The organism is Micromonospora sp. NPDC051141, assembly GCF_044455765.1.
GTDB lineage: Bacteria > Actinomycetota > Actinomycetes > Mycobacteriales > Micromonosporaceae > Micromonospora.
The window spans coordinates 161991-178279 of the sequence record NZ_JBITFD010000010.1 but is presented as its reverse complement, the minus strand read 5'-3'; the positions used below and the strand labels follow the sequence as shown (position 1 = coordinate 178279).

Genomic DNA, 16289 nt, shown 5'->3' with positions numbered 1-16289 from the left:
GCACCGCCGTACGAAAGGGAAGTCAATGAGCGTTGAGGTTTTCTACGACGACGACGCCGACCTGGGCCTGATCCAGGGTCGCAAGGTCGCCGTGATCGGGTACGGCAGCCAGGGCCACGCGCACGCGTTGTCGCTGCGTGACTCCGGCGTCGACGTGGTGATCGGCCTGCCCGCCGGGTCGAAGAGCCGGCCCAAGGCCGAGGAGCAGGGCCTGCGGGTGCTCAGCCCGGCCGAGGCGGCGGCCGAGGCCGACGTGATCATGATCCTGGCGCCGGACACCGCCCAGCGTGGCCTCTACGCCGACGCCATCGCGCCGAACCTGTCCGCCGGCAAGGCGCTCTTCTTCGGCCACGGCTTCAACATCCGGTACGGCCTGATCACGCCGCCGGCCGACGTGGACGTGGCGATGGTCGCCCCGAAGGGCCCCGGTCACCTGGTTCGCCGCCAGTACGTCGACGGCAAGGGCGTGCCCTGCCTGGTCGCCGTCGAGCAGGACCCCAGCGGCAACGCGTTCGCCCTGGCGCTGGCGTACGCCAAGGCGATCGGCGGCACCCGGGCCGGCGCGATCCGGACCACCTTCACCGAGGAGACCGAGACCGACCTCTTCGGCGAGCAGGCGGTGCTCTGCGGCGGCGCGGCGGCGCTGGTGCAGACCGGTTTCGAGGTGCTCACCGAGGCCGGCTACGCGCCCGAGGTGGCCTACTTCGAGTGCCTGCACGAGCTGAAGCTGATCGTCGACCTGATGTACGAGGGCGGCATCGCCCGGATGCGCTACAGCATCTCCGACACCGCCGAGTACGGTGACCTGTCCCGTGGCCCCCGGGTCGTCGACTCGCGGGTCAAGGACGAGATGCGCAAGATCCTCGGCGAGATCCAGTCCGGTGAGTTCGCCCGCGAGTGGGTGGCCGAGGACGAGGCCGGCCGGCCGAACTTCGCCAAGTGGCGGGCCGAGGGCGCGGCCCACCCGATCGAGGAGACCGGGCAGAAGCTGCGCGCCATGATGAGCTGGGTCGACCGCCCGATCACCGAGACCGCCTGACCGGGCACACCGCCCGAGCGGGCACACCGTGCGACCCGCGACCCGACGCTCTCCCCGGCGTCGGGCCGCGGGTCGTCGCCGTCGGCACGTGAACCGGCGATGTCCGGCACGTGACGACCGCGTGTGAGGGCCCTCACCCCGTGGTCCGGGACCCGGAGGGCGGGCCGACACCTACCATCCTTGGTGTGGTGCTCCACGCGGCACCCGACGGCCATGGCACGGATCGGCGCAGGGCGCAGCGAGGCGCCCCGACGCCCCAGGCCAACCGATACCGAGCGTCTACGAGGACCGATGAATCCTGTCGTACTGATCGCCGAAGAACTCGCCCCCGCCGCCATCGAGGTGCTCGCGCACGACTTCGACGTGCGCCACGTGGACGGCACCGACCGTCCGGCCCTGCTCTCCGCGCTCTCCGAGGCCGACGCGGTGATCGTACGCAGCGCCACCCAGATCGACGCCGAGGCGGTCGCGGCGGCGCCCCGGCTCAAGGTGGTCGCCCGGGCCGGCGTCGGCCTGGACAACGTCGAGGTGCCGGCCGCCACCGCGCGTGGCGTCATGGTGGTCAACGCTCCCACCTCCAACATCGTCTCCGCCGCCGAGCAGGCGGTCGCGCTGCTGCTCGCGGTGGCCCGCAACACCGCCAGCGCCAGCGCCGCGCTCAAGGCCGGCGAGTGGAAGCGGTCGAAGTACACCGGCGTGGAGATCCAGGGCAAGACCGTGGGCGTGGTCGGCCTCGGTCGCATCGGCGTGCTGTTCGCGCAGCGCATCGCCGCGTTCGGCACCCGGCTCATCGCGTACGACCCGTACATCCAGCCGGCCCGCGCCGCGCAGCTCGGAGTGCGTCTGGTTGGCCTGGAGGAGCTGCTGCGGGAGAGCGACTTCATCTCGATCCACCTGCCGAAGACGCCGGAGACGGTGGGCCTGATCGGCGAGAAGGAACTGGCGGTGGTCAAGCCGGGCGTCCGGATCGTCAACGCCGCCCGGGGCGGGCTGGTCGACGAGCAGGCGCTCGCCGACGCGATCGCGGAGGGCCGGGTCGCCGGCGCCGGCGTCGACGTGTACGCCAAGGAGCCCTGCACCTCGTCGCCGCTGTTCGCGTTCGACAACGTGGTGGCCACCCCGCACCTGGGCGCCTCCACGAACGAGGCGCAGGACAAGGCCGGTCTGGCGGTGGCGAAGAGCGTCAAGCTCGCGCTCCAGGGCGAGTTCGTGCCGGACGCGGTGAACGTGCAGGCCGGCGGCGTGGTCGCCGAAGACGTCCGGCCGCTGCTGCCGCTGGCCGAGAAGCTGGGCCGGGCGTTCACCGCGCTGGCCGGCGGCGTGGCCGCCAGCGTCACCGTCGAGGTGCGCGGCGAGATCGCCAGCCACGACGTGTCGGTGCTCAAGCTCGCCGCCACCAAGGGGCTGTTCAGCTCCGTGGTGGAGGAGCAGGTCACCTACGTCAACGCGCCGCACCTGGCCGCCGAGCGGGGTGTCGAGGTCACGCTGGCCACGCCGACCGAGGCGGTGGACCACCCGAACCTGGTGACGGTGCGCGGCGCGCTGCCGGACGGGCGGACCGTCCGGGTCTCCGGCACGGCGGTGCACACCGGGGCCCGGGACGTGCTCAAGCTGACCGAGGTGGACGGCTTCGACGTGGAGATCGGCGCGGAGGGCATCCTGGTCTTCCTGCGCTACGTCGACCGGCCCGGCGTGGTCGGCACGGTCGGCACGCTGCTCGGCGAGGCCGGCGTCAACATCGCGGCCATGCAGGTGGCCCGGCGGGAGGCCGGCGGCGAGACGCTGATGACGCTCACCGTCGACCAGGCGCTCGGCGCCGACCTGCTCACCTCCGCGGCCGACTCGATCGGCGCGGTCGCGGCCAGCGCGGCCGACCTGCGCGACGAGTAGTCCGCACCGGACGGATCGGGGCCCGGCCGCTTCGGCCGGGCCCTTCGCCGTGCGGTGACGCCGGTCGCATCGGTCAGGACCGGACGCGGGCGGGCGGCGGGTAGACCGAGCCGTCCTGCGCGTCGAAGAGCATCAGGTCGTGTTCGCCGGCCAGCCGCTCGATGTCCAGCAGGACCTGGTCCGGGCAGGCGGGGTGCAGGTTCATCTCGACGTGGTCGGCGGCGGCGTGCAGCGGTGCGACCTCCCACGGCGTGCCCGGTCGGGCCGGCCGGTCGGGGTAGCTCGCCGTGATCGCCCGGTAGAAGCCGACCACGCGCGGGTCGGGGTGCTGCTCGCCGTGCCATCCCTCGCGGCACTGCCGCACGGCCGCTCGCACCTGCTCCGGGGTGGCCCCGTTCGGCAGGGCCCACACGCTCAGATCGAAACTCACGGCGGACAGCGTGCCATCCCGGGCGGCTCGCGTCACTTCCGCCCCGCCCCGAGGGTTCACCTGCTGATTGTCGACACCGGCGCGAGGGCGTCCGCTGTGGAGACTCTTGCGTCGAGTTGCGTCGATTCGCTAGCGTACCGGTGCGGTTTCCGGCTGAGTCGATGTCCCGGCCCGTCTTCGGGTGACGCGGTCGGGCGTCCGGCCTGTCGGCCCGCACCCCTCGATTGCGCGAGCCACGCGCATTCGTCGCTGACCGGCCCCCACGGTCATTGCCGAGACCGCGGGGGCCGATCGCGGTCCCACGCCCCGGATGCGAGCGGGGCGCGACCGCGCGTCGAGGGCTGGTGCGCGAAGAGCGCGCGGTAGTCCGAGCCGTCGCGGAACCAGGCCAGGCCGGCCGGGCCGGCGGCGTACAGGGCGGTGGCGTAGGCGTCGGCGATCGCCAGGTCCGGGCCGACCACGGTGGCGGCGACCAGTCGTTCGGTCGGCTCCCCGGTGTGCGGGTCGACGACGTGCCCCCGCCGCCCGGTGACCCCGGAGGTGCCGACCGCGCCGGCGGTCATCTCCAGCACCAGCGGCGACCGGCGCGCCTCGGTCGGGTGGTGCACCGCGACCCGCCACGGGCCGCCGTGCGCGGCGTGGCCGCGTACCGTCAGGTCGGCGCCGCTGAGCACGGCGTAGTCGTGGATGCCGGCGGCGCGCAACCGCGCCGCGGCCCGCTCCACCGCCCAGCCGCCGAGCAGGCCGCCCGGGTCGAAGCCGCCCGGCACCGCCCAGGCGTCGAACCACCCGTCGGTCGCCGCCCGCATGGCGGCGCAGCGGTCCACCAGGTCGGCCAGCGGCGGGTACGAGTCGGGGCTGATCTCGTCGCGCCGCAGCCGCGACACCAGGCTGCCCGGCTGGTTCGGACCGAAGGTGAGGTCGACGGCGCGCAGTTCGGCGACGGCGTCGCGGAGCGCCTCGCCGACGCCCCGGTGACCGAACCAGTCCGGCGCGTTGAGCAGCAGCGTGTACTCCGCCGTGGAGGTGCTGACGGTGTGCCGGACGCTGATCCGGTCGTAGGGGGCGGTGCCGTCGCGCTCCACCCGGTGGCTGCGGGCGCCGAGGCGCAGGTCGGGGCGGGGCTGGCGGAAACCGGTCTGGTCGACCCAGCGGGTCCGGGGTTGTTCGTCCGCCCAGTGTGCCCGCCGCTGGTCGATCCGCATGACACCCGCCCCCTCGCTGGCCGCCGCCCCGTCGCGGCGATGCCGGTGCCGGGCGCCCGTCGACCCGGTCGACTCGACCCTAAGCAGTGGAGATGACGGCACCATGAATGCCGGCTGGGAGCCTCCTGTGCATCGCGCTTCCCGGATCGTGGAAGACTCGTACCGGGAGGCGGGACGGCGACGTACCGTTGCGCAGAACGACGAGGTGAGGAGCGCCAGGTGGCACGCATCGCGGTGGTGGCCGGCGACGGCATCGGTCCCGAGGTGGTCGGGCAGGCCCGCAAGGTCCTCGACGCCGTGCTGCCCGGCATCGAGGCCACCGAGTACGACCTCGGCGCCGCGCGCTGGCACCGCACCGGCGAGGTGCTCCCGGACAGCGTCCTCGACGAGTTGGCCGGTCACGACGCCATCCTGCTCGGCGCCGTCGGCGACCCGACCGTGCCGCCCGGTGTGCTGGAGCGCGGCCTGCTGCTCAAGCTCCGCTTCGCCTTCGACCAGTACGTCAACCTCCGGCCGTCCCGGCTCTGGCCCGGCGTGTCCGGCCCGCTGGCGGCCGTCAAGCCCGGCGAGGTGGACCTCGTGGTGGTCCGCGAGGGCACCGAGGGGCTCTACGCGGGCGCCGGCGGAAGTCTGCACCGGGGCACCGCGGCCGAGGTGGCCACCGAGGAGAGCCTGAACACCCGGCACGGCGTCGAGCGGGTGATCCGGGACGCGTTCGCCCGGGCCGGTCGCCGGGAGCGGCGCAAGGTCACGCTGGTGCACAAGACCAACGTGCTCACCCACGCCGGCTCGCTGTGGTCCCGCGCCTTCGCCGAGGTGGCCGCCGAGCACCCCGACGTGACCACGGAGTACCAGCACGTCGACGCCGCCGCGATGTTCCTGGTGACGAACCCGTCCCGGTACGACGTGGTGGTGACCGACAACCTCTTCGGTGACATCCTCACCGACATCGCCGCCGCGGTGACCGGCGGCATCGGGTTGGCCGCCAGCGGCTGCATCAACCCGGAGGGGCGGTACCCGTCGATGTTCGAGCCGGTGCACGGCTCCGCGCCGGACATCGCCGGCAAGGGCGTCGCCGACCCGGTGGCCGCCGTGCTCTCCGCCGCGCTGCTGCTCGACCAGCTCGGCCACGCCGACGCCGCCGCGCGGGTCACCGCCGCGGTCGCCGCCGAGCTGTCCGGGCGTACCCCCGGCACGCCGCTGCGCACCGACGAGGTCGGCGACCGGCTCGCCGCCCACGCGGTAGCCTGACCGGGCCGATCCCTCCTGGCGGCCCGGTTCCGGGCCGCCAGACCCGCTTCCGGGCCAGCTCCCCCCGATTGGCATCGTCGATGTGCGGGGCCGGAGCTATCCGCTGAACGACCGTTCGGGGTAAGTTTCTGGCACCAGTGACGTCGGTGTGCGACCCCCGCATGCCGTGGACCCGCAGGGAGGTCAGCGCGATGAGCGGTGGTGACAAGCTCGATTTCGAGATCCGTCCGAATGCCGCGCCGGTATCCGCCGCCGACCGGGCCGCCCTGCTGGCGAACCCGGGGTTCGGCCGGGTGTTCACCGACCACATGGTCACCATCCGCTACGCCGACGGCAAGGGCTGGTACGACGCCCGCATCGAGGCGCGCGCCCCGATCCCGATGGACCCGGCCGCCGCGGTGCTGCACTACGCGCAGGAGATCTTCGAGGGCCTGAAGGCGTACCGCACCGGTGACGGGGCGGTGACCATGTTCCGCCCGGAGGCCAACGCGGCCCGCTTCGTGGCGTCCGCCCGCCGGCTGGCCATGCCGGAGCTGCCGCCGGAGATGTTCGTGGAGTCGCTGCGCCGGCTGGTCGAGATCGACCGGGAGTGGATCCCGGAGCAGGAGGACGGCAGCCTCTACCTGCGGCCGTTCATGTTCGCCAGCGAGGTCTTCCTCGGCGTGCGCCCGGCCAACGAATACCTCTACTGCGTCATCGCGTCGCCGGCCGGCGCCTACTTCGCCGGCGGGGTGAAGCCGGTGACGGTCTGGGTCTCGCCGGACTACACCCGGGCCGCGCCCGGCGGCACCGGCGCGGCCAAGTGCGGCGGCAACTACGCCGCGTCGCTGGCGGCCCAGGCCGAGGCGATCGAGGCCGGCTGCGACCAGGTGGTCTTCCTGGACGCGGTGGAGCGGCGGTTCGTCGACGAGCTGGGCGGCATGAACGTCTTCTTCGTCTACGACGACGGCACGGTGGTCACGCCGCCGCTGGGCGGCACGATCCTGCCGGGCATCACCCGCGACGCGATCCTGTCGCTGGCCGCCGAGGCCGGGCACGCGGTCCGGGAGAGCCCGGTCAGCTTCGCCGACTGGCAGGCGGACGCGGCCAGCGGCCGGCTGCGCGAGGTCTTCGCCTGCGGCACCGCCGCCGTGATCACCCCGATCGGCGGCGTGCGTTTCCCGGACGGCGAGTTCCTCATCGGCGGCGGCGAGCCGGGCCGCACCACCATGGCGTTGCGGCAGAAGCTGGTCGACATCCAGCGCGGCCGGGCCGCCGACCCCCACAACTGGGTCACCCGGGTGCTCTGACGCCCCGGGAGGCGTGCTCAGGGAGTTGGCGTCCGCCCGGGTCCGGGCCGGACGCCGACTCCTTTGGTCGACGTGTTATTCCAGAAGGTGGGTGCGGAGCGCGTCGAGCTGGGCCTCCGTGACACCGGCGTGCGTCAGGTAGCCCTCGACCGAGCCGTGCCCGGCGCGCAGCTCGGCGAGGAACAGCTCCATCGCCTCGGCGGGGGAGCCCAGGAACGGCGGCGGCAGCTCCTCCGCGTCCGGCAGGGTGGCCCGCACCCAGGCGCTGAACCGTTCGGACGCGGCGGTGCTGAGCGCGTAGTCCGCGACGATGTCGTCGTCGGCCACGCCGAGCACGGCCAGCGTGAGCGCGCAGACGATGCCGGTGCGGTCCTTGCCGGCGACGCAGTGCACCACCACCGGGGCGTTGGCACTGTCGGCGATCAGGCCGACCGCCTCGGCCAGCCCCGCCGTGCCGGTGCGGGCCAGGTCCGCGTACCGGTCGGCCAGGTAGCGGGCCAGGTCGACGCCGGAGGACTCGAACTGCTGGGCGGCCCAGTCCGCGTGCTCGGGATGGATGTGCCGGTAGACGAGCCCGTCGTAGTCGGGCACCCGGCCGTCGCGCGCCACCTCGGTCGGCCGGCGCAGGTCGATCACCGTGCGGATGCCGAGCGCGGTGAACGCGGCCCGGTCGGTCTCGTCGATGCGGTGTAGCGAGTCGGAGCGGTAGAGCCGACCGCGTCGGACGGCGCGGCCGTCGCGGGCGGGGTAGCCGCCGACGTCACGGAAGTTGAACAGGGCGGGGAAGGGAGTCTCCGGGGCATCCACCCCTGACACGGTAACGGCCGGCGGCGGCATCGGTGTGCCCCCGCCGGCCGTGGCCGGTGCTGTCTCAGCTCCGGGCCGGGCCGTCCGGCGGCAGCGCGGAGTAGTTCTCGCCGTAGTAGCCGCCGAGCCGGTCCCGGTACGCCGGCTCGGCGTGACTCGCCTCGTCGTACTCGGGGGCGGCCTTGATCTGGTCCTTCTCCCGGTCGACGTGGACCGTGCGCGCGTCGTGGTCGACGTGGTTGACGGTCCCGGCCGGGAGCATCACCTTCTTGCCGAAGATCCACGGACCGGTGTCGACGACCAGGTAGCTGTCGTCGACCGTGTGGCTCGCGCGGTCGATCTTCCCGATGCCGCCGTCGGTGGCCTCGACGTGGTAACCGGTCAGGTCGGCGCTGGCCACCCCGGCCTCGTCGCGGTACCGCCACGGGTCGAACGCGCCGGCCGGGGCGCCGCCGGCCACCGTGCCGGCGCCGTCGTCGACGACCGGCTCGGTGCCGCCGTGCGTGGCGTGCGGGTCGAGTCTCTCCATCTGCCCACTCCCGTCCCGACGGCGGTGGCCGTCGCAGCGACGCTGTCCCCGCCGGAGTTACCCACCCGGCCCGGGCACCAACCCGGCGACGCGGTGTCCCGGAATGTGGATTACTCCTCCCAGCACGCGGCGGAGGTGGCAGAGTACCGGTCGTGACCAGCTCCGTCCTGATCATTAGCAGCTAGCGCGCCGGCTTCCCTCGCCGAGCGCGCCGACCTCCCGCATTTCGCGGGGGGTCTTTTTGTTGCTCTCCCAGGCACGAGAAGAGGACTCCGATGACCTTCCAGGTGTACGACACGACGCTGCGCGACGGCGCCCAGCGTGAAGGGCTCAGCTACTCGGTGGTCGACAAGCTGGCGGTGGCCCGCCTGCTCGACGACCTCGGGGTCGGCTTCATCGAGGGCGGCTGGCCGGGCGCGGTGCCCAAGGACACCGAGTTCTTCCGCCGGGCCCGCACGGAGCTGGACCTGCGGCACGCCGTCCTCGTCGCGTTCGGCGCCACCCGCAAGGCGGGCCTGGCGGTCTCCGACGACCCGCAGGTGCGCGGGCTGCTCGACGCGGGGACCCCGGCCGTGGCGCTGGTCGCCAAGGCGGACCTGCGGCACGTCGAGCGGGCGCTGCGCACCACCGCCGAGGAGAACCTGGCGATGGTCCGGGACACCGTCGAGTACCTGGTGGCGCAGGGGCGGCGGGTGTTCGTCGACGGGGAGCACACGTTCGACGGCTTCCGCCACGACCCCGGCTATACCGCCGCCGTGGTGGCGACCGCGATGGCCGCCGGCGCCGAGCGGTTCGTGCTCTGCGACACCAACGGCGGCATGCTGCCCTCCCAGGTCACGGCCGCGATCGAGGACCTGGTGGCGCGGACCGGCGTGGCGCCGGAGCGGCTGGGCATGCACGCCCAGAACGACACCGCCTGCGCGGTGGCGAACACGATCGCCGCGGTCGAGGCCGGCGTCCGGCACGTGCAGGGCACCGCCAACGGGTACGGCGAGCGCCCCGGCAACGCGGACCTGTTCGCGATCGTCGCCAACCTCCAGCTCAAGCTCGGCATGCCCGTCCTACCGGAGGGCTGCCTGGAACAGATGGTGCGGGTCTCGCACGCCATCGCCGAGATCGCCAACATCGCCCCCGACACCCACCAGGCCTACGTCGGGGCCGCCGCCTTCGCCCACAAGGCGGGGCTGCACGCGAGCGCGATCAAGGTCGACCCGTTGCTCTACAACCACGTGGACCCCGCCGTGGTGGGCAACGACATGCGGATCCTGGTGACCGAGATGGCCGGCCGGGCCAGCATCGAGCTCAAGAGCCGCGAGCTGGGTCTGGACCTGGCCGGCCATCCGGAGGCGCTCTCCCGGGTCACCGGCCGGGTCAAGGAGCTGGAGGCCGGTGGCTGGTCGTTCGAGGCCGCCGACGCCTCGTTCGAGCTGCTGGTCCGCTCCGAGCTGCCGGACGCCGCGCCGGCCCGGCCGTTCGCGCTGGAGTCGTACCGGGTGCTCGTCGAGCACCGCGAGGACGGCGCGGTGGTCTCCGAGGCGACCGTCAAGATCCGGGTACGCGGCGAGCGGGTGATCGCCACCGCCGAGGGCAACGGCCCGGTCAACGCGCTCGACGAGGCGCTGCGGTCCGGGCTGGCCCGGCACTACCCGGAGCTGCGGGAGTTCGAGCTGGCCGACTACAAGGTGCGCATCCTGGAGGGCAGCCACGGCACTGGCGCGGTGACCCGGGTGCTGGTGGAGACCGCCGGCGCGGGCCGGGACTGGACCACCGTCGGCGTGCACCCCAACGTGGTGGAGGCGAGCTGGCACGCGCTCGTCGACGCCCTCACCTACGGGCTGGACAAGGCGGGGGCCCGGCTGAACGCCTGAGGCGGAGGGCCCGCCCGCTCACGCCGCCGGCAGGCGCAGCTCGGCCAGCACCGCCCGGTGGTCGCTGCCCGGCACCGGCCAGACGTCGACGGCGCGGACCGCGATGCGCCGGTCGACGAGCACGTGGTCGATGGTGACCGGCGGGATCGGGTCGCCGTCGTACGGGCCCCAGGTGCCGGCGAGCCCGGCCCCGACCGCGTCGGCGGCGTCGGTGTAGCCGGTCGCGATCAGGCGGCGCACGGTGGCGTGGTCCAGCGTGGCGTTGAAGTCGCCGGCCAGCACACTGAGCCCGGCGTTCGGGGTGGCCGGCGGCTGGGCGCGCTGGTCGGTCCACCACTGCGGCACCGCGTCGAGGATGTACGGCGCGCCCGGGTGCGCCGACTCCACCCGCAGCGGCGGCGCGCCGGGCACCGTCAGCGTGGCGTACGCCTGGGTGAGGAAGTATCGCCGATGACGCCGGTAGCCGGGGTCGTGCAGCGGATGGCGGGCGTACAGGCCGGAGCCGGTGGAGCCGACCTCCGGGCTCAGCGACCGGTACGGCAGCAGCGCGGCCAGGCCGAGCCGGTCCAGGTCGGCGGCGAGCTGCGGGCTGAGCTCCTGCACGGTGAGCACGTCCACCCGGTGCGCGCGGACCAGGGCCACCAGCCGGGCCGGGTCGGCCGAGCCCAGGCGCAGGTTGGCGGTGAGCAGCCGAAGCGTCGGTCCGTCGGCGGGCGGCTGGTCGTCGGCGACCGCACGCGGCGCGACGGCGCCGACCAGCGCCAGCGTGGCGAGCGCCGCGACCACCGCGGGCGCGCGGCGCCGCAGCGCGAGCGCCAGCACCGCGACCACCGGCGCCACCGCGGCGACGTACGGCGTGAAGGCGGTCGTCAGCACCAGCGGGCCCCGTTCCAGCCTGGCCAGCCGCAGCACCGCCCAGGCGGCCACCGGCGCGACCGCCAGCCAGCACGCCACCGTCCCCCACCGGCTGCGTCGGGCGCCGCCGCGCGGGGGAGCGTCCATGATGATCACGGCGGTGAGCGTACCGGGGGACGGGTCGGTCCGGTGTCCCGCGAAGCAATTTCGTGAATGGTCGAGCGTTGGCTTCTCACAATTCCGGGACGGCTTTCGAGGCGCGTCGGACACGCGATTAACACTATTGACCGCCCCATTTTCCGGTGTTAGGTTCCACCTGGTTGAGACATCCCAATGCTCCGTAGTAAGGCCAGCTCAGCGGCCGTGCTCTCCACTGCGGGAACCCGATGTCCCGCAATTGCTCGCGCCGTTTCATCACCACGGTCAAAAGAGGGAGATCAGTCATGGCTACATTCTTCAAGCGGAAGGCGACGGTGGTGGCGCTCGCCGCGCTCGCCCTCACCGTGGCCGGTGGCGGGATCGCGGTCGCCGCCCAGCCGGAGTCGAGGGCCGGCCAGCCCACCCGGGCCGTCGGGCAGCAGCCGGAGGTCAGCCCCGCCGAGCGGCAGGCCGCCCGGGCCGCCATGCGGGCCACGCTGGCCCCGCCGGCTCCCGGGCAGGTCGCCTGGGCGGTGGTGTCGTCCACCGGCGTGCTGCTCCAGCACTCCGGCAACGTGGTCTCCGCGTTCCGGTTCCCGCCCGGGCCGGGCGTGACGCCGGGGCAGTTCCAGGTGCTGCTCGACTACGACGTGAGCCAGAAGGCGTACGTGGCGACCGTCGGCACCAACGACTCGACGACCGTCCCGCCGGCCGGCGAGGTGTCCGTCGCGCCGCGGCTGCTGACGCCGAACGGGGTCTTCGTGCAGACCCGCAACTCCGCCGGCATCGTCTCGCCGCGCCCGTTCCACCTCGTGGTCACCAACTGACCCGCCCCGCCGGACACCGGCCCCCGCCACGGCGGGGGCCGGTGTCGTGTTCCGTCCCGGTCCGGGGCTCCGGACGGCGGTTCGCGCCGTTCCCGCCCGGTCGGGGAGGTCCTCCCGGTCCGCCCCGGACCGGGACGGCCTGGGCCGGATAATCCGACGTTTGTCGGCCGTCCGGCCCGGGAAGCAAGCACCGTGACGGACATCTCGGACACCCTGGCCAGCGTGCCCAGCCCGGTCGATGCGGACGCGAGCGGCGTCGAGCTGGACCAGACCCTCTTCGAGGTCAAACGCGTGATCGTCGGGCAGGATCGGCTCGTCGACCGCCTGCTCACCGCGCTCGTCGCCGACGGTCACTGCCTGCTGGAGGGCGTGCCGGGAGTGGCCAAGACGCTGGCCGCGCAGACACTCGCCACAGTGGTCGGCGGCACGTTCTCCCGGATCCAGTTCACGCCCGACCTGGTCCCGTCGGACATCGTCGGCACCCGGATCTACCGGGCCTCCACCGAGGCGTTCGACGTGGAGCTGGGACCGATCATGGCGAACCTGGTGCTCGCCGACGAGATCAACCGCGCCCCGGCCAAGGTGCAGTCCGCGTTGCTGGAGGCGATGGCCGAGCGGCAGGTCTCCATCGCCGGGCGGAGCTGGCCGGTGCCCGACCCGTTCCTGGTGCTGGCCACCCAGAACCCGATCGAGTCGGAGGGCGTCTACCAACTGCCCGAGGCGCAACGCGACCGGTTCCTCATGAAGGTCGTGGTCGACTACCCGAGCGACGCCGACGAGCTGGCCATCCTCTACCGGATGAGCACCGAGCGACCCACCGCGCGCCGGGTGCTGGACCCGGTCCGGCTGCGCGAGCTGCAACGCCGCGCCGCCGACGTCTTCGTCCACCACGCGCTCGCCGAGTACGTGGTCCGGCTCATCCTCGCCACCCGGGACCCGGGCCGCTTCGGCCTGCCCGAGGTCGCGCCACTGCTGGCGTACGGGGCCAGCCCCCGGGCCACGCTCGGCCTGGTCGCCGCCGCCCGCGCGCACGCGCTGATCCACGGCCGGGACTACGTGCTCCCCGAGGACATCCGGGACCTGGCGGTGGACGTGCTGGCGCACCGGCTGGTGCTCTCCTTCGACGCGGTGGCCGACGGCGTCACCGGCGAGGAGGTGGTGCGCCGGCTGGTCGAGGCGGTGCCCCCGCCCCGGCTGGTGACCGGTCCCGCGCCGGCGGCGGACCTGGCGGCGGCGTGACCCGCCGCACCGCTCCCGCGCCGGCCGGTCCCGGCCTCGCCGACCTCGCCCCCGACCAGCGGCTGCGCCGGTTGGAGCTGACCGTGACCCGGCGGCTCGACGGCCTGCTGCACGGCCGGTACCGGGGGCTGCTGCCCGGCCCCGGCAGCGAGGCGGCCGGCAGTCGCGAGTACCGCCCCGGCGAGGACGAGGTGCGCCGGATGGACTGGGCGGTCACCGCCCGCACCACCGTTCCGCACGTGCGGGAGGTCGACGCGGACCGGGAGCTGACCACCTGGCTGCTCGTCGACGCCAGCCCCAGCATGGAGTACGGCACCGCCACACTGGACAAACGCGAACTGGCGGTGGCGGCGGTGGCCTGCGTCGGCTTCCTCACCGCCGGCGTGGGCAACCGGCTCGGCGCCCAGGTGCTCGGCCGGGACGGGCTGCGCCGGTTCCCGGCCCGCAGCGGTCGGACCCATCTGCTCGGGCTGCTCCGCGCGTTGCTCGGCGCCCCGCGTACCGGTGAGCCGCCGGACCCGCCCGCGGCCGGACGGGCCGACGGCGGCCCCGACGACCCGACGCCGGGCCTGGCCGACGGCCTGGCCGGGGTGCAGCGCGTCGCCACCTCGCGCGGGTTGGTGGTGGTGGTCTCCGACTTCCTCGACGACCTGCCGGACGACCCGGACGCGCCCCCGCCGTGGGCGACCGCGCTGCGCCGGCTGGCGGTCCGGCACCAGGTGCTCGCCGTGGAGGTGACCGACCCGCGCGAGCTGGAGCTGCCCGACGTCGGGCTGATCACCCTGATCGACCCGGAGAGCGGGCGGCACCGCGAGGTGTGGACCGGCGACCCGGCGCTGCGCGAGCGGTACGCGCACGCCGCCGCCGGGCAGCGCGACCAGGTGCGCCGGGCACTGCGCCGGGCCGGCGCCACCCACCTGACGCTGCGCACCGACCGGGACTGGTGTGCGGACGTGGTCCGGCACGTGCACGAGCAGCGTCGGCTGGCCACCGCGCCGGCCGCCGCCCGGGGCGGTGCGGCATGAGCTGGCAGTCACCCGCGCGACTCTGGCTGCTGCTCGTGGTCGTCGCGCTGGTCGCCGGTTACCTGGTACGCCAGCGCCGGCAGAGCCGGTACGCGGTCCGCTTCACCAACCTGCGCCTGCTGGACCGGGTCGCGCCGCGCCGGCCGGCCTGGCGCCGGCACGTGCCGGCGGGACTCTTCCTCGCCATGCTGGCGTTGCTGGTGGTCGGGTTCGCCCGGCCCGAGGCGGAGGTGCGGGTGCCCCGGGAACGGGCCACCGTGATGGTCGCGGTCGACGTCTCCACCTCGATGCTCGCCGGTGACGTGGACCCGGACCGGCTCACCGCGGCCAAGGAGGCCGGCCGGAAGTTCGTCGACGGGCTGCCGGACGAGTTCAACGTCGGCCTGGTCGCGTTCGCCGGCAGCGCGGCCGTGCTGGTGCCGCCGAGCACCGACCGGGAGGCGCTGCACGAGGGGATCCAGCGGCTCGCCGAAGGGATCACCGGCGTGCAGGGCACCGCCATCGGCGAGGCGATCAGCACCTCGCTCGGGGCGGTGAAGAGCCTGGACGCCAGCGCCGCCAAGAACCCGCCGCCGGCCCGGATCATCATCCTCTCCGACGGCGCGAACACCTCCGGAATGGACCCGATGGAGGCCGCGGACCAGGCGGTGGCCGCCAAGGTGCCGGTGCACACCATCTCGTTCGGCACGCCCGGCGGGTCGGTGGACCGGGGCGGCCGGGCGATCCAGGTGCCGGTGGACGGGCAGACGCTCAAGGCGGTCGCCGAGGCGACCGGCGGCGGCTTCCACGAGGCGTCGACCAGCCGCGAGCTGAAGGACGTCTACGAGGACATCGGCACCTCGGTCGGCTACCGCACCCAACGGCAGGACATCTCGGCCCGCTTCATCGGGTTCGGGCTGGTCCTGGCCATGGGCGCCGCCGCCGGCTCGCTGCGCTGGTTCTCCCGGCTGCCCTGACCCGCACATCCGGACCGGACGACGCACGACACGTGAGGAGCCAGGCATGGCAGTGCAGACCGGACTCGGCGAGCCGCGCGGCCCGTGGTTCGTCTCCCCGGAGCTGGATCCGGACGGACGCGGTCCCGACGGCGTACCCGGATCCGCCCGGCCGGCGGGGCGACGGAGCTGGTCGGGCCGGCTGCTGAGCGCGGCGGCGGTGGTGGCGCTCTCCACCGTCTCCGGCGCGGCGGCCGGCACCTGGGCGGCCGACCGGGACGCACCCGGCCCGTCCGCGGCCTCCGCCGCGCCGGTGCCGGCCGAGCTGGTCACCGCCGCCGGCAAGACGGTGCCCGGGGTGGTGTCGGTGATGGTCGGCGGGAAGTCCGGCGCGGGCGCGTCCGGCTCCGGCTTCGCCATCGACAACGAGCAGCACATCGTCACCAACGACCACATCCTGGCCCGGGGCGGCGCCGGCCCGGTGACGGTGGAGACCTCGGACGGGCGCCGGATCGCCGCCGAGGTGGTGGGCCGGGCGCCGGACAGCGACCTGGCCGTGCTCAAGGTGCCCGCGTCGGCCGGGTTGCCGCCGCTGCCGCTGGCGAAGCCGAACGGAACCCGGGTGGGCGAGCCGGTGCTCGCGGTCGGTTCGCCGCTCGGGCTCGCCGGCACGGTCACCGCCGGTATCGTCAGCGCGCTCAACCGGCAGGTCCGGATCGGCAACGGCCGGCACACCGCGGTGCAGACGGATGCCTCCATCAACCCGGGCAACTCCGGCGGGCCACTGGTGAACGCGCGCGGGGAGGTGGTCGGCGTGAACACCGCCATCGCCACCATCGACGGGAACGGCTCGATCGGCATCGGCTTCGCCATCCCGATCGACCAGGTGCAGCAGACCGCCGACACGATCATCGGCCGGGGCGGCTGAGCTGCGCGGACAAGCCGGAACTGTCGGATATCCG

At 74.1% G+C, this 16289-nt stretch carries 14 protein-coding genes and 1 pseudogene; 10 read left to right on the top strand and 5 right to left on the bottom strand.

Features of this window, described 5'->3' with window-relative positions; translation table 11 throughout:
* Nucleotides 1-25: 25 nt before the first annotated feature.
* Together ilvC and serA are read left to right on the top strand one after the other, a co-directional pair.
* Nucleotides 26-1039: a ketol-acid reductoisomerase gene (gene ilvC, locus ACIA6B_RS20280; protein ID WP_107156163.1), complete on the top strand. Its 1014-nt coding sequence runs from the start codon at nucleotides 26-28 to the stop codon at nucleotides 1037-1039.
* A 291-nt stretch (nucleotides 1040-1330) separates the two neighbouring features.
* Nucleotides 1331-2929 (top strand): phosphoglycerate dehydrogenase, encoded by a 1599-nt coding sequence (serA, locus tag ACIA6B_RS20275; protein WP_396775317.1) that lies wholly within the window; start codon nucleotides 1331-1333, stop codon nucleotides 2927-2929.
* Nucleotides 2930-3002: 73 nt separating this feature from the next.
* Here serA and ACIA6B_RS20270 read toward each other — a convergent pair whose 3' ends face one another.
* Nucleotides 3003-3359: a hypothetical protein gene (locus ACIA6B_RS20270; protein WP_199199609.1), complete on the bottom strand. Its 357-nt coding sequence runs from the start codon at nucleotides 3357-3359 to the stop codon at nucleotides 3003-3005.
* A gap of 341 nt (nucleotides 3360-3700) precedes the next feature.
* Nucleotides 3701-4564 (bottom strand): annotated as a pseudogene (locus ACIA6B_RS20265) (FAD:protein FMN transferase); the annotation flags it as partial.
* A 219-nt stretch (nucleotides 4565-4783) separates the two neighbouring features.
* Between ACIA6B_RS20265 and ACIA6B_RS20260 the strand changes: the two are divergent.
* Together ACIA6B_RS20260 and ACIA6B_RS20255 are read left to right on the top strand one after the other, a co-directional pair.
* Nucleotides 4784-5815: a 3-isopropylmalate dehydrogenase gene (locus ACIA6B_RS20260; protein WP_396775315.1), complete on the top strand. Its 1032-nt coding sequence runs from the start codon at nucleotides 4784-4786 to the stop codon at nucleotides 5813-5815.
* Between the two features lie 191 nt (nucleotides 5816-6006).
* Nucleotides 6007-7104: a branched-chain amino acid aminotransferase gene (locus tag ACIA6B_RS20255; protein ID WP_396775313.1), complete on the top strand. Its 1098-nt coding sequence runs from the start codon at nucleotides 6007-6009 to the stop codon at nucleotides 7102-7104.
* Nucleotides 7105-7179: 75 nt separating this feature from the next.
* On the opposite strand, the gene ACIA6B_RS20250 is transcribed toward ACIA6B_RS20255, so the two are convergent.
* Both ACIA6B_RS20250 and ACIA6B_RS20245 read right to left on the bottom strand, forming a co-directional pair.
* Complete coding sequence (locus tag ACIA6B_RS20250) at nucleotides 7180-7911, bottom strand: tyrosine-protein phosphatase (RefSeq protein WP_281935824.1); 732 nt, start codon at nucleotides 7909-7911, stop codon at nucleotides 7180-7182.
* Between the two features lie 64 nt (nucleotides 7912-7975).
* Nucleotides 7976-8440 carry a PRC-barrel domain containing protein gene (locus ACIA6B_RS20245; RefSeq protein ID WP_396775310.1) on the bottom strand — a complete coding sequence of 155 codons (465 nt, stop codon included), beginning with the start codon at nucleotides 8438-8440 and terminating at the stop codon, nucleotides 7976-7978.
* Between the two features lie 275 nt (nucleotides 8441-8715).
* Between ACIA6B_RS20245 and cimA the strand changes: the two genes are divergently transcribed.
* Complete coding sequence (gene cimA / locus ACIA6B_RS20240; protein ID WP_396775308.1) at nucleotides 8716-10308, top strand: citramalate synthase; 1593 nt, start codon at nucleotides 8716-8718, stop codon at nucleotides 10306-10308.
* An 18-nt stretch (nucleotides 10309-10326) separates the two neighbouring features.
* Here cimA and ACIA6B_RS20235 read toward each other — a convergent pair whose 3' ends face one another.
* A complete protein-coding gene (locus tag ACIA6B_RS20235) occupies nucleotides 10327-11310 on the bottom strand; it encodes an endonuclease/exonuclease/phosphatase family protein (RefSeq protein ID WP_396775482.1) in 984 nt (327 codons plus the stop codon).
* A 296-nt stretch (nucleotides 11311-11606) separates the two neighbouring features.
* Here ACIA6B_RS20235 and ACIA6B_RS20230 point away from each other — a divergent pair, with 296 nt between their 5' ends.
* The 5 genes from ACIA6B_RS20230 to ACIA6B_RS20210 all read left to right on the top strand — a co-directional run bounded on the left by ACIA6B_RS20230 (nucleotide 11607) and on the right by ACIA6B_RS20210 (nucleotide 16255).
* Complete coding sequence (locus tag ACIA6B_RS20230) at nucleotides 11607-12128, top strand: hypothetical protein (RefSeq protein WP_396775307.1); 522 nt, start codon at nucleotides 11607-11609, stop codon at nucleotides 12126-12128.
* 192 nt (nucleotides 12129-12320) lie between these two features.
* Complete coding sequence (locus ACIA6B_RS20225; RefSeq protein ID WP_396775305.1) at nucleotides 12321-13367, top strand: AAA family ATPase; 1047 nt, start codon at nucleotides 12321-12323, stop codon at nucleotides 13365-13367.
* Entirely contained in the window at nucleotides 13364-14392 is a 1029-nt protein-coding gene (locus tag ACIA6B_RS20220; RefSeq protein WP_396775303.1) for a DUF58 domain-containing protein, read from the top strand. The genes ACIA6B_RS20225 and ACIA6B_RS20220 overlap by 4 nt, the downstream gene beginning before the upstream one ends.
* A complete protein-coding gene (locus ACIA6B_RS20215) occupies nucleotides 14389-15348 on the top strand; it encodes a VWA domain-containing protein (RefSeq protein WP_396775301.1) in 960 nt (319 codons plus the stop codon). Before ACIA6B_RS20220 ends, ACIA6B_RS20215 begins: the two co-directional genes overlap by 4 nt.
* 46 nt (nucleotides 15349-15394) lie before the next feature.
* Complete coding sequence (locus ACIA6B_RS20210; protein WP_396775300.1) at nucleotides 15395-16255, top strand: S1C family serine protease; 861 nt, start codon at nucleotides 15395-15397, stop codon at nucleotides 16253-16255.
* Nucleotides 16256-16289: the final 34 nt, after the last annotated feature.

Excerpts from the sequence above, each read along its gene's own strand:
- serA (WP_396775317.1), top strand. The coding sequence starts at position 1,331 with ATGAATCCTGTCGTACTGATCGCCGAAGAACTCGCCCCCGCCGCCATC.
- ACIA6B_RS20235 (WP_396775482.1), bottom strand. The coding sequence starts at position 11,310 with ATGGACGCTCCCCCGCGCGGCGGCGCCCGACGCAGCCGGTGGGGGACG.
- ACIA6B_RS20210 (WP_396775300.1), top strand. The coding sequence starts at position 15,395 with ATGGCAGTGCAGACCGGACTCGGCGAGCCGCGCGGCCCGTGGTTCGTC.
- ACIA6B_RS20230 (WP_396775307.1), top strand. The coding sequence starts at position 11,607 with ATGGCTACATTCTTCAAGCGGAAGGCGACGGTGGTGGCGCTCGCCGCG.
- ACIA6B_RS20255 (WP_396775313.1), top strand. The coding sequence starts at position 6,007 with ATGAGCGGTGGTGACAAGCTCGATTTCGAGATCCGTCCGAATGCCGCG.
- ilvC (WP_107156163.1), top strand. The coding sequence starts at position 26 with ATGAGCGTTGAGGTTTTCTACGACGACGACGCCGACCTGGGCCTGATC.
- ACIA6B_RS20215 (WP_396775301.1), top strand. The coding sequence starts at position 14,389 with ATGAGCTGGCAGTCACCCGCGCGACTCTGGCTGCTGCTCGTGGTCGTC.
- ACIA6B_RS20245 (WP_396775310.1), bottom strand. The coding sequence starts at position 8,440 with ATGGAGAGACTCGACCCGCACGCCACGCACGGCGGCACCGAGCCGGTC.
- cimA (WP_396775308.1), top strand. The coding sequence starts at position 8,716 with ATGACCTTCCAGGTGTACGACACGACGCTGCGCGACGGCGCCCAGCGT.